A 12353-nucleotide genomic window follows, 5' to 3' on the forward strand; every position below is an offset into this window, starting at 1 on the left:
TTCGCCCTGGGACATGGTGCTGACCCCGAAGGGCCTGCGCTTCATGCGCCAAACCTATCCCTGCAGCATCGGCAAGGGCGGCCTGAGCAGCCGCAAGCGCGAGGGCGATGGCGCCACGCCGCGCGGCATCCACCGGATCGTCGGCATGCTCTACCGCCCCGACCGGCTGGCACGTCCCGCCGACTGGGCGCTGCCGATCCGGCCAGGCGATCTATGGTCCGATGACCCGGCAGACGAAGACTACAACATGATGGTCCGCGCCCCTTATCCCCATAGTCACGAGCGGCTGCGCCGCGCCGATCCGCTCTATGATCTGATCCTGCTGACCGACTGGAACTGGCCCTACGCAGTGAAGGGCCGCGGCTCCGCCATCTTCGTCCACCAGTGGCGCCGCCCCGGCTATCCGACAGAGGGCTGCATCGCCCTCAGCCGCGCGGACCTGCAGGACATTGCCCCGCGCATCCGCCACCGGACGCGGCTCATCGTTCCCTGATATCGCAGCAATCACGGACCCCGGTCGACTTCCACGGGGACGATACCGGTGTCATCCACCGGCACCCCTTAGTCGTACCTCTGGTCCGGTAAGCCTGAAGCCAACCCCGACCAGCGACCGGAAGGGGCTTGAAGTAAAGCGTCACGCCCGTTGCAGGGACCAAACTAAGAATGTAGTGCGGCGCAGCCGCGCCCTTGGATCAGCCGTAAACGCGCTCACCGAAGATCGCGGAGCCGACACGCACGTGGGTCGCACCCAGGGCGATGGCCCGTTCGAAATCACCGCTCATGCCCATCGACAGGCCCTCAAGCCCGTTGCGCGCGGCGATCTTGGCCAGCAGGGCGAAATGCAGCGCGGGGTCCTCGTCCACCGGGGGGATGCACATCAATCCTTTCACGGGAAGGTCCATGCCGAGGCAATCCGCGATAAATGCATCCGCGTCGGACGGCATCACCCCCGCCTTCTGCTCCTCCTCACCGGTATTGACCTGAATGAACAACTCCGGGCACTGCCCCTCCTCCTGCGCGATCCGCGCGATGGCCTTGGCAAGCTTCGGACGGTCGACCGAGTGTATCGAATCGAAAAGCCCCATGGCCTGCCTTGTTTTGTTCGTCTGCAGCGGCCCGATCAGATGCAGGTCGATCCCTTCGTAACGATCCCGGAACTCGGGCCATTTTCCCGCTGCCTCCTGCACCTTGTTCTCGCCGAAACTCCGGTGGCCCTCCTGAAGGACTGCGTCCACACGTTCGTTGGGCTGAACCTTGCTGACTGCGATCAGCGTGACCGACCCTGCCGGGCGGCCTGCGTCCTTCTCCGCCTTGGCGATCCGGTCCTTGATGTCCTGCAAGCTCATGCGCGTTCCTCCGCTTTGCGGCTTGCATAGCAAGGCGGATGCACAAAAGAAAAGGGGCAGGCCAAAGGCCCGCCCCAAATCGTCTGAATGTGGTTCAACTTAGAAGTTGAAGCGCACACCGAAGTCGACTGCGGTCTCGTCACCCAGCGAACCGCCGGTGGACACACCACCGCGCAGCGAGGTACCGCCGCCCAGGTCGTGGTTGAAGTCGATACCGAAGGAGGTGTCGTCCCACTGGTCAGCGTCTGCAACGTATGCTTCGACGTTGGTTGCTGCGCCGACGTCAACGCGGCCTGCCAGAACGACGTGGTCGCCTGCGGTGCCGTTGTCAGCATATGCCAGGGTCAGAGCGACCGGGCCGACGGTGCCGCCGACGGAAGCTGCGAACTCGGTGTCAGCGTCGCTGTCGGAGTCCTGTGCGCCCAGTGCGATGGTCCAGCCGGAGAACGTGTATGCTGCGTGTGCGGCGATACGGTCGTTGGTGTCGGATGCGGAGATGTGCACCGAGAAGTCGCCTGCGGAGTACAGAACTTCAACACCGTTCGAACCGTCGGAACCCAGACCACCGGAGGAGTATGCGTCGCCGCGGAAGTTGTACGCGGTGTAGTCATAGTTGTGGCCGGTCAGACCAAGGTCGATCGGATACATGCCAGGCATGAATTCCAGAGCGCCGAAGATGTTGCCGACGCCGACTTCCAGGCCGCCGGAACGTGCGAAGTAACGCACACCGTTGAACTGTGCGCGGGTGCCAACGGCTGCGTCACGCTCTTCGCCCTCGAGGCGAACGCGAGCACCGAAAGTAACGCCTGCGTCAGATTCCGCGGTTGCGTCGATCTGCAGACGGAAACGGGACGTCACGTTGGTGTCGCTGTCACCGGTGCCATCGTCGGAGATGTAAAGGATACCAAAGCGACCGTAGCCGCCGAAAGTAACGTCTGCTGCTGCAACGCCGGCGGTCGCAACCAGAGCCGTTGTAGCGAAGAGAACTTTTTTCATGAGTTTTCCCTCGGTTTGAATTCACATGCCCAGACCGGGGAATCCGGAAAGGGTACATGAGGGCTTTTGCATCCTTTGCCCCTCGCTTTGCAAGAAGCACAAATCACGCACCGCCATTGGCCCGTGCAATGGTGCAGCTTTGCCACAGTTTCACCACAGGGGGGTCCCACTCACGGTACAAATAACCATGTGCACAAGGGATTGATGACGGAATCGCCCCGCTACATATGCCTTGCTCAGGCAGCGTCGCTTGGATAGACCAATGGCCAAACAGGCAAAGGAAGGCTGCAATGGTCCGTCACACCGCCCGGAGAATCGGAATCGGCATCATGCTGTTGGGCTTCTTGGGCGCCTGCGGCACCCTCCGCAGCCTTGGCAACGTAGGCAGCGAGGCGACCGCGCGGCCCGACACCTACACCAATGTCAACAACCCCAACAACATCGAGACCGATCCCAACAATACCATCTGGTCGATCTTCAACCGCAAGAGCGCCGAGAATAACGTCGCGGTGAACAAGTACCTTTGGTCGGCCTCCCTCGAAGTGCTCAGCTTCCTGCCGGTGCAATCGGTCGATCCCTTCACAGGTGTTATCGTCACCGGTTACGGCACGCCGCCGGGCGGCGGGCAATCCTACCGCGCCACCGTCCTGATCGACGATCCGGCGCTGGATGCCCGCTCGCTCAACGTGGCCTTGCAGACCCGCGGCGGGCGCGCTGTGAACCGTGCGACGTCCCGTGCGGTCGAGGATGCGATTCTCAGCCGCGCGCGCGAGCTAAGGATCGCAGATAACCGTCTCTAGAGCCCGCTCTCTCCTCATCCTTTCCACGCCGGGCCCTGTGACCAGAACAGCCCGGCGTTTTCAATTCTCAAAGGTCCGACCCGATGTCCCGATACACCCCTGCTGAAATCGAAGCCCGTTGGCAGCAAGCCTGGGAAGAGAACGAAACGTTTAAGGCTGTCCGCACGGCGGACAAGCCCAAGTACTATGTGCTCGAAATGTTTCCCTACCCGTCGGGCCGCATCCACATGGGCCACGTGCGCAACTACACGATGGGCGACGTGATAGCCCGCTATAAGATCGCCACGGGCCACAACGTGTTGCATCCCATGGGCTGGGACGCCTTCGGCATGCCTGCCGAGAACGCCGCCATGGCCATCGGCGGCCACCCCAAGGACTGGACCTATGGCAACATCGCCGACATGCGTGGCCAGATGAAGCCGCTGGGCCTTTCCATCGACTGGTCCCGCGAATTCGCAACCTGTGATCCCGAATACTACGGCCAGCAGCAGGCGCTGTTCCTCGACTTCCTCGAAAAGGATCTCGTCTACCGCAAGAACGCCGTGGTCAACTGGGACCCCGTCGACATGACCGTTCTCGCCAATGAGCAGGTCGAGAACGGGCGCGGCTGGCGTTCCGGTGCGCTGGTGGAACGGCGCGAGCTGACGCAGTGGTTCTTCAAGATTTCCGAACACTCCGAAGAGCTTCTCTCGGCGCTCGACCGGCTCGACAACTGGCCCGCCAAGGTCAAGCTGATGCAGGCGAACTGGATCGGCAAATCGCGCGGCCTCCAATTCGCCTTCTCAACCGTTGATGCGCCTGACGGCCATGACCGGATCGAGGTCTATACCACCCGCCCCGACACGCTGCTGGGCGCGTCCTTTGTCGGCATCTCGCCCGATCACCCGCTCGCAAAGGCGCTTGAGCGGGAAAACGCGGATGTCGCCGCCTTCTGCGCCGAATGCCGTACCGGCGGCACAACCGAGGAAGCGATTGAAACGGCTGAGAAAAAGGGCTTCGACACGGGTATCCGTGTCCGCCATCCCTTCGATACCGCGCATGAGATGCCGGTCTATATCGCCAACTTCATCCTCATGGATTACGGGACAGGCGCGATCTTCGGCTGCCCCGCCCATGACGAGCGCGATTTCGAATTCGCCACCAAGTACGGGCTGCCCATCATCTCGACCTTTCTGCCCGCCGAGGACAGCGCGGAAGAGCTGGACGCGGCCTATGTGCCGCCCAAGACCGAAAAGGTTTTCTACAACCGCGGCTTCGCGGGCGCTCAGTGGCAAACCGGTGAACAGGCCATCGACGCCGCCATCGACTTCTGCGAGCGAGCCGGCGTTGGCCAGGGCGTGACCAAGTACCGTCTGCGCGACTGGGGCCTTTCCCGCCAGCGCTACTGGGGCTGCCCGATCCCGGTTGTGCATTGCGACGCCTGCGGCGTGGTGCCCGAGAAGAAGGAAAACCTGCCCATCGAATTGCCCTACGACGTGACCTTCGACACGCCGGGCAACCCGCTCGACCGCCACCCGACGTGGCGCGACTGCGCCTGCCCCGCCTGCGGCGCGCCAGCCAGGCGCGAGACGGATACGATGGATACCTTTGTCGATTCGTCCTGGTACTTCGCCCGCTTCACCGCGCCCCGCGCCGAGGCACCGACGAACATGGAAGACGCGGCCTACTGGATGAACGTCGATCAATACATCGGCGGCATCGAGCACGCGATTCTTCACCTGCTTTACGCCCGCTTCTTTGCCCGCGCGATGCACATCTGCGGCCACCTGCCAGCGTCGGCGGTCGAACCCTTCGACGCGCTCTTCACGCAGGGCATGGTGACGCACGAAATCTACCTCACCCGGGATGACAAAGGCCGCCCGGTCTATCACCTGCCGGAGGATGTGACCGACGGAAAACTCGCAGATGGTACAAAGGTCGAGATCATTCCTTCCGCCAAGATGTCCAAATCCAAGAAGAACGTGGTCGACCCGCTCAACATCATCTCGAACTACGGCGCCGACACCGCCCGCTGGTTCGTGCTGAGCGATTCGCCCCCCGAGCGTGACGTGGAATGGACCGCCGCCGGGGCCGAGGCCGCGTTCAAGCATCTCTCCCGCGTCTGGAACCTGTCGGACAAGATCGCGCAGATGGACAAGAATGCGGAGGGCGAAGGCGACGAGGACCTCCTGCGCGCCATGCACAAGACGATCCATGACGTCACGATGGGTATCGAGAGTTTTGGCTTCAATGCTGCCATCGCCAAGCTCTATGCCTTCACCGCAACGCTCGGCAAATCCAAGGCAGGTCATGCCGCGCAGCGTCAGGCGATCATGACGCTTGCACAACTCATGTCTCCGATGACACCTCATCTGTCCGAAGACATCTGGGCCGCGCAGGGCGGCGGCGGCATGATCGTGAACGCCCCTTGGCCAAAGGCCGACGAGGCGATGCTGATCGACGACACGATCACCATGCCGATCCAGGTCAACGGCAAGCGGCGCGCGGAAATCAACGTGCCTGCCGACATGGCCAAGGAAGAGGTTGAAAAGATCGCCCTCGCCCACGAAGCTGTCATCCGAACCCTCGACGGTGCCACCCCCAAGAAGGTCATCGTCGTCCCCGGACGGATCGTGAATGTCGTTGCCTAACCGCAGACTGGTACTTCTGGCCCCGCTGGCGCTGGCCGCCTGCGGGTTCAGCCCGGTTTATGGTCCTGGCGGCAATGGACAAATCCTGCAAAACCGCGTGCTGGTGGACCCGCCCGGCTCGCAGGACAGTTATCTTCTGGTGCGCGAACTTGAGGAACGGCTGGGCCGCAGCAGCGATCCCGACTTCGCGCTTTCGATGATTCTCGAGATTTCCGAGGCCCGCCTCGCCATCGACCGCGAGGGGGACACAGGCCGCTTCAACCGCATCGGCAAGGTACAGTACAGCCTGCGCGACCTTGATACAGGGCGTGTCGTGACATCAGGCGTGGTCGAGAACTTCGTCGGCTATTCCGCTACCGGCACCACGGTCGAGACCCTCGCGGGCGAGCTGGACGCACAACAGCGTCTGATGGTCGTGATCGCCGACCAGATCGTCACCCGCCTCTACGCCGCAACGCTCGACCGATGAAGCTGAACACCCGCGACGCAAACGCCTATTTCGCGCGGCCAGATCCGGACAAGACGGGGCTGTTGATCTTTGGCGCGGACGCGATGCGCGTCGCGCTGAAACGGCAGGAATTTCTCAAGGCCCTGCTTGGCCCCAATGCCGAGGAAGAAATGCGTCTGACCCGGATTCCCGCATCCGAACTGCGCCGCGACCCCGCGATGCTGATGGACGCGATCAAGGCCGTCGGTTTCTTCCCCGGCCCCCGCGCAGCCTTTGTCGAAGACGCCAATGACACCGTCGCCAAACCGGTGATGGACGCTTTGGCCGACTGGCAGCCGGGCGATGCGCAGATCATCGTCACAGGCGGCGATCTCAAGAAAACCTCGAAAATCCGCAAGGCCTTCGAGACCCACCCCGCTGCCTATGCCGCCGCGATCTACGACAATCCACCCGACCGGGCCGAGATCGAACGGATGCTGACGGAAGCGAACCTGCAACCGGACGGCGACGCCATGGCTGCGCTGACCGATCTGGCGCGCGCGCTCGATCCCGGCGATTTCCGCCAGACCATCGAGAAGGTCTCGCTCTACAAACTGCACGACGACAGCCCACTGACGACCGATGACATCGCCGCCTGTGCCCCCACCTCGACCGAGGCTGACGTCGACGACATCCTGCACGTCGTGGCCGAAGCCCGCGCGGGCGACATCGGTCCGGTGATGAGCAAGCTGCAGGCGCAGGGTGTGACCGCCGTGACGCTCACGATCATGGCCATCCGCCATTTCCGCACGCTTTACCGTGTTGCGGCCAGCCCCGGCGCCCCGATCTACGGCGTGCGCGACCGGGACCGCGTGGCGCGGCAGGCCAATAGCTGGGGCGCGGCCAAGCTGGAAACCGCGCTTTCCGTGCTGGTCGACACCGACCTCACCCTGCGCTCGGCCGCAAAAACCGCCCCCGGCCTCGCCCTCGTCGAACGCGCCTTCATCCGCCTCGCGATTCTGGGCGCCCAGAGATAACCCACCGAAAGGAACCGCCATGTATACCGTCATCGGAGCCACCAAATCCCGCGCCTTCCGCGTCATGTGGATGCTTGAGGAAATGGGCGAAGACTACATCCAGATCGACGCCGGACCGCGCTCGGAAGAAGCCAAGAAATACAACGCACTTGGCAAGATCCCCGCGCTGGTCGACGGCGAGGACGTGCTGACCGACAGCGTCGCCATCATGACCTACCTCGGCGACAAGCATGGCAAGCTGACCGCCCCGGCAGGTACCCCCGCGCGCGCGCGGCAGGACGCGATGACCTTCTGGCTGATCGACGAGTTTGACGCGATCCTCTGGGCCGCTGCCAAGCACAGCTTTGTCTTGCCCGAGGAAAAGCGCGTGCCAGCCGTCAAGGACGTGCTGAAAGAGGAATTCACCCGCTCGGCGGACGTGCTGGCCGACCGCCTTGAAGGGCCGTTCCTGATGGGGGATCAGATGACCCACGCCGATATTCTCGCCGTGCACTGCATCAACTGGTCCATTGGCGCGGGCTTTCCGCGCGTAAACGACCGCCTGGGCGAATGGGCCAAGTCCATGCGCGAACGCGACGCTTTCAAGGCGGCGCAGGCCAAGCAGCCGGGGTAGGGTGGGGTTCACCCCACCTTACGCACCCATTCCACAGCCCGCAGCCCCGCCCAGCGCCCTGTCGCAAGACAGGCGCTGATCAGGTAGCCGCCCGTCGGTGCCTCCCAGTCCAGCATCTCGCCTGCCGCAAAGACCCCCGGCAGCTTGCGCAGCATCAGCCCCTCGTCGAGTTCCGCAAACGGTACGCCGCCCGCCGTCGAAATCGCCTCGTCCATCGGCCTGAGCCCCGCGTGGCGGATCGGCACCGCCTTCAAGAGGCGCGCCGTGGCCCGCAGCCCGTCCGGCAGCGGCCGCGCCATTTCCTGCAGCAGCGCGATCTGCGCGGGGCTCAGCCTGAGCACCTTGCGCAGATGGTTGGAGAGGCTCGCCTTGCCACGCGGTTTGCTGAGCCGCGCGGTGATCTCCGGCACCGTCAGATCGGGCAGCAGGTCGAGCGTCAGCGGATGCCCCTCCCGCACCCCGCGGGAAACGGCATAGATGCCGCCGCCTTCCAGCCCCCGCATCGACAACGTCGCCTCTCCGCGCGACACACATGGACCGGCATGCCATGCCACACCTTTGATCGGTGCACCGAAATGCTTGGTCATGTGATCCGACCAGTCAACGGCAACCGCCGCATTCGCCGGGGCGAAGGGCGCGATGCTGATCCCCCTCTCGGCGAGCAGCCCTGCCCATTCCCCCGTCGCCCCGAGCCGCGACCAGCTTGCGCCGCCCAGCGCCAGGACTGTCACATCGGCGGAGAGCGTCTGCTGTCCCTCAGTGGTGTCAAACAATAGCGCGCCCTCACGCCACCCCCGCCACGCCCAGCGCGTGCGCACGTCGACGCCAGCGTCGACCAGCCGTCCCATCCAGGCCCTGAGCAACGGCGACGCCTTCATCGCCACCGGAAAGACGCGTCCCGTCGTGCCGGTGAAAACCTCCTGCTCCAACCCCCGCGCCCAGTCTTGGACCGCCCGTGCGTCGAAATCCCGGATCATCGGCGCGAGCGGTCCCGCCGCCTCGGCAAAGGCTTCCATGAACGGCCCCAACGCCTCGTCCTTGGTCAGGTTCAACCCCGACTTCCCGGCCATCAGGAACTTCCGCCCCACCGAGGGCTTCGTCTCGCAGACCGTCACCCGCAGCCCGGACGCGGCCATCACCTCCGCCGCCATCAACCCCGCCGGACCCGCGCCAATGACAACCGCATGGCTCACAGGTTCGCTTTCGGCATCCCGCCTTTGATCTCGACCACCCGCTGCGGATAGGGGATTTCCACGCCGGCATCCTTCAGCGCGTTCCAGATCAGGAAGAGCACGTCCGACGTGTACTTGTTTGGCCCGTCATCCAGCCCGTTGACCCAGAACTCCACAGCAAAATCGATCCCGCTGTCGCCAAACCCCCGCAGTTCGCAATCGGGCGGATAGGGCTTGTCCAGCACGTCCGGATGCGTGGCCACCGCTGCCTCGATCAGCGGCGGGATCATGTTGATATCCGTGTCGTAGCTCACCGAAAACGGGGCCTCGTAGCGGTTTGCCGATCCGGCATCGGAATAGTTCACCACCCGCGTCGTGATGAAATCCTCGTTCGGGACAACGATCCAGCGGCCGTCAAACGTCTCCAGGATCGCCGCCCGCGCCATCATCTTGACGATCTTGCCCTGCTCGCCGCCATCAAGCTCGACGTGGTCGCCGACGGTCGCCTGCCCTTCGACCAGCAGGATCACGCCCGAGATGAAGTTCGACGCGATCTTTTGCAGACCAAAGCCAAGGCCAACGCCGATGGCGCCGCCCAGGACGGCAAGCGTCGTCAGGTCAATCCCGAGAATGTTCATCAAGAGCAGGAAGGCGATGCCGAAGATCGCGAATTCCGCTGTCTTGATCAGCAATTGGCGGATCGAGGGGCGCATCTCCTTTTTCTGCTCGATCAAGGCGGAGGTCTGGCTGTTTGACCACTGGCCCAGCCAAAACAGGAGCGAACCCGCAATGACCCCCCGCACAAGTGTCATAAGCGAAAAGCGGATGTTGCCGACGCCAACAATTGTCTCGCTCAGATACAGGCTCACCACGTCCAGCAGCCCGACCGCGTAGATCGCCATGATCGGCAACAGCAGATACCGGCCCAGCAGCTTAAGAAACGGATCAGTGATGATATCCCGCACCAGCGCCCGCGCGGCGAGGAACAGGAAGACCCGCTTTCCGAAGGCGATCACCGCCCCGCTGTCGAAAAGCGAGCGCACGATGCCCTCGCCGATCCCCGTCAGCGCATAGGCAAGAAGCGGCAGGAGCAACGGAATGAACTGCAGGACGAAACGGCGCGGAGTGGCAAAGATGTTCCGGCTCTCACCCGGATCGATCACCCGCGCCAATGCGGGCAGCAAACGCCGCGCGATCAGCACGGCCAAAAGCCAGGCCAGCACCAGCAGGCCGAACTGCGACCATGCCTCGGGGCTCAGAAGCCAGCTGCGCGCCAGTTCCCATCCCTGCACCACATAGCCAAAGGCCTGCTGCACGATTTCCGGCTGTTGGGAAAGATCGAGCTGCATGTGCCTGCCTTGCCTTTGTCCGCCATTGCCGCATTCTCTTGCCCGTCCCGCCCCGCTTGTTCAAGGTTTTTGCCGATGTCGGACCCGATCTGCCCGCTCTGCCGCCGCCCGATCCCGCCGGGCGTGCCGCAAAGCCTGCATCATCTGGTCCCCAAGCTGAAAGGCGGCAAGGGCGGGCCGACCGTGCTGATGCACCACATCTGCCATCGCGAAATCCACGCGACACTGAGCGAGGCGGAACTCGCCCGTGACTACGCCACGCCCGAAACGCTCCGATCGCATCCGCGGCTCGCAAAATTCGCGGCCTGGGTGGCCAAGCGCCCGCCGGGGTTTCACTCGAAGGTGCCGGGTAAACGCCGAAAGCGGTAAGGGCATTGGACGCCGCCGGGCATGGCCATGCCGTCACGCGGAGCCGGAACCGGCGTCTCTGCTTGCGATATCCAGAACGACGATCCCCGTCTTTTGCCCTTTCTCGACATAACGGAACGCCTCGACAATCTCGGAAAGCCGGTAACACCGGTCAAAGACTCCCCGAAATCTTCCCTTGGCCATCAACCCGGCAAGCTCTCGCAGAAATCCCGGCGCATCCTCGGGAAAGGGCACGCCCACCCGGCGGCTTCCGGTCAGGCCGAACCATGCCCCGAGAAAAATGTTCGACCAATATGGGCCAAGATCGGTTGCGGCGAATATCCCGCCCTTCTTGAGAAGCGGTCGGCACGCGAACCAAGAGGTCTTGCCCACCGCGTCGAAGACAAGATCGAAGGTCTCGCCGATCGCCGTGAACTCCTCAGCCTCGTAGTTCACCACCCGATCTGCCCCTAGGGAATGCGCCAGCGCGATGTGCCTTTCACCAACCACCGCCGTCACCTGAGCCCCGCGCATCTTGGCCAATTGCACAGCCGCCGTACCGATCGCGCCCGAGGCACCGTAGATCAGGCACCGCTGTCCCGCCTCCAGCCTTTTTGTGGTGGAATGGGCGTACCACGCGCCCTCCCCGACGGCCGCCTTGTCGAAGGCCAACCCATCCGGGATGCGCGCGATGGCCGCATCCGCAGGCAGGCAAACGTACTCCGCATGGCCGCCAAAGCGCTCGGGAAGAAGCCCGAAGACGCGCTCCCCGACCGTGAACCGCGCCACATCCGCACCCAGCGCGTCGATCACGCCCGCGAAATCCATGCCGAGGATGTGCATCTTGGGGCGCAGCAATCCGGTCATGGCACGGACAAAGAAGGGATGTCCACGCAGGGTGGCGGTGTCCGTGCGGTTCACCGTTCCCGCGCAAACCCGCACGCGAACCTCTCCCGCCCCGGGATTTGGCTTTGGAACGTCGCGCAGCCTGATGGTGCCAGGAGGACCGTAGCGGTCGATCGTCGCCGCGCGCATGGTGTCGGAACCTGCCATGGTTCCAGCATATCAGGCGGCCCGGAAATTCCGACCCCTCCACGCTAGAAGATGGCGATTGAGGTACATCAAACGGCAAATGGGCCTTCTCGGCTACCCTGACGCCAGCCAGAGGAGGACCCCATGCAAAACCGAATTCTCGTTCCCGTCGATCTGGAAAACGTGGACAAGCTGAAAAAGGCGCTCGACGTTTCGGCCAAGATCGCCAGCGACAGCGGCGCGACGCTGGTCTACGCGGGTGTTGTCGATGCCGTGCCAACCACCACCGCCCGGACCGAGGGAGAGCGCGCCGCAGACCGTCTCAGGGCCTTTTCCGAGGAACAGGCCCGCGCCCATGGCATCAAGACAACCGAACACGTCGCCCTGCGCGGCGATCTGCATCTCAACGTCGGGCCGGACGTGATCAAGGCCGCCGAAGAGGCCAAGTGCGACCTAATCGTCATGGCCAGCCATCTGCCGGGGCTGAAGGAACACTTCATCTCGTCCAATGCCGGGTATGTCGCCGCCCATGCGCCGATGTCGGTCTACGTGGTGCGTTGATCAAATAGCTCGCCTCGGTAACGGTAACGTACCGCCGCTGAC

At 63.6% G+C, this 12353-nt stretch carries 13 protein-coding genes; 8 read left to right on the top strand and 5 right to left on the bottom strand.

The features are described 5' to 3' along the window. Window positions 1-13: 13 nt before the first annotated feature. Window positions 14-493: a L,D-transpeptidase family protein gene (locus AB2B41_RS09935; RefSeq protein WP_367877796.1), complete on the top strand. Its 480-nt coding sequence runs from the start codon at window positions 14-16 to the stop codon at window positions 491-493. Window positions 494-692: 199 nt separating this feature from the next. Here the strand turns inward: AB2B41_RS09935 and AB2B41_RS09940 are convergent, their stop codons facing one another. Beyond that, entirely contained in the window at window positions 693-1346 is a 654-nt protein-coding gene (locus AB2B41_RS09940; protein WP_367877628.1) for a YggS family pyridoxal phosphate-dependent enzyme, read from the bottom strand. 99 nt (window positions 1347-1445) lie between these two features. Next, window positions 1446-2342: a porin gene (locus AB2B41_RS09945; RefSeq protein ID WP_367877629.1), complete on the bottom strand. Its 897-nt coding sequence runs from the start codon at window positions 2340-2342 to the stop codon at window positions 1446-1448. A 290-nt stretch (window positions 2343-2632) separates the two neighbouring features. Here AB2B41_RS09945 and AB2B41_RS09950 point away from each other — a divergent pair, with 290 nt between their 5' ends. The 5 genes from AB2B41_RS09950 to AB2B41_RS09970 all read left to right on the top strand — a co-directional run bounded on the left by AB2B41_RS09950 (window position 2633) and on the right by AB2B41_RS09970 (window position 7849). Beyond that, window positions 2633-3142 carry a DUF3576 domain-containing protein gene (locus tag AB2B41_RS09950; RefSeq protein ID WP_367877630.1) on the top strand — a complete coding sequence of 170 codons (510 nt, stop codon included), beginning with the start codon at window positions 2633-2635 and terminating at the stop codon, window positions 3140-3142. An 83-nt stretch (window positions 3143-3225) separates the two neighbouring features. Continuing rightward, entirely contained in the window at window positions 3226-5772 is a 2547-nt protein-coding gene (leuS, locus tag AB2B41_RS09955; protein ID WP_367877631.1) for a leucine--tRNA ligase, read from the top strand. Next, the gene (gene lptE / locus AB2B41_RS09960; RefSeq protein WP_367877632.1) at window positions 5759-6241 is read left to right on the top strand and encodes an LPS assembly lipoprotein LptE; all 483 of its coding nucleotides are present in this window, start codon (window positions 5759-5761) and stop codon (window positions 6239-6241) included. Before leuS ends, lptE begins: the two co-directional genes overlap by 14 nt. Next, complete coding sequence (gene holA, locus AB2B41_RS09965; protein ID WP_367877633.1) at window positions 6238-7236, top strand: DNA polymerase III subunit delta; 999 nt, start codon at window positions 6238-6240, stop codon at window positions 7234-7236. Before lptE ends, holA begins: the two co-directional genes overlap by 4 nt. 19 nt (window positions 7237-7255) lie before the next feature. Next, a complete protein-coding gene (locus AB2B41_RS09970) occupies window positions 7256-7849 on the top strand; it encodes a glutathione S-transferase family protein (protein WP_367877634.1) in 594 nt (197 codons plus the stop codon). An 8-nt stretch (window positions 7850-7857) separates the two neighbouring features. Here the strand turns inward: AB2B41_RS09970 and AB2B41_RS09975 are convergent, their stop codons facing one another. Together AB2B41_RS09975 and AB2B41_RS09980 are read right to left on the bottom strand one after the other, a co-directional pair. Then, on the bottom strand, window positions 7858-9042 hold the full coding sequence (locus AB2B41_RS09975; RefSeq protein ID WP_367877635.1) for a TIGR03862 family flavoprotein: 1185 nt from the start codon (window positions 9040-9042) through the stop codon (window positions 7858-7860). Then, window positions 9039-10370 (bottom strand): mechanosensitive ion channel family protein, encoded by a 1332-nt coding sequence (locus AB2B41_RS09980; RefSeq protein WP_367877636.1) that lies wholly within the window; start codon window positions 10368-10370, stop codon window positions 9039-9041. Before AB2B41_RS09980 ends, AB2B41_RS09975 begins: the two co-directional genes overlap by 4 nt. A gap of 75 nt (window positions 10371-10445) precedes the next feature. Between AB2B41_RS09980 and AB2B41_RS09985 the strand changes: the two genes are divergently transcribed. Next, window positions 10446-10739: an HNH endonuclease gene (locus AB2B41_RS09985; protein ID WP_367877637.1), complete on the top strand. Its 294-nt coding sequence runs from the start codon at window positions 10446-10448 to the stop codon at window positions 10737-10739. Between the two features lie 33 nt (window positions 10740-10772). On the opposite strand, the gene AB2B41_RS09990 is transcribed toward AB2B41_RS09985, so the two are convergent. Beyond that, on the bottom strand, window positions 10773-11771 hold the full coding sequence (locus AB2B41_RS09990; protein WP_367877638.1) for an NAD(P)-dependent alcohol dehydrogenase: 999 nt from the start codon (window positions 11769-11771) through the stop codon (window positions 10773-10775). A 123-nt stretch (window positions 11772-11894) separates the two neighbouring features. Between AB2B41_RS09990 and AB2B41_RS09995 the strand changes: the two genes are divergently transcribed. After that, window positions 11895-12311, top strand: coding sequence for a universal stress protein (locus AB2B41_RS09995; RefSeq protein ID WP_367877639.1), 417 nt, complete (start codon window positions 11895-11897; stop codon window positions 12309-12311). Window positions 12312-12353: the final 42 nt, after the last annotated feature.

The sequence above is a fragment of the Sulfitobacter sediminis genome, from assembly GCF_040811725.1.
In the GTDB taxonomy this organism is placed as follows: domain Bacteria; phylum Pseudomonadota; class Alphaproteobacteria; order Rhodobacterales; family Rhodobacteraceae; genus Sulfitobacter; species Sulfitobacter sediminis.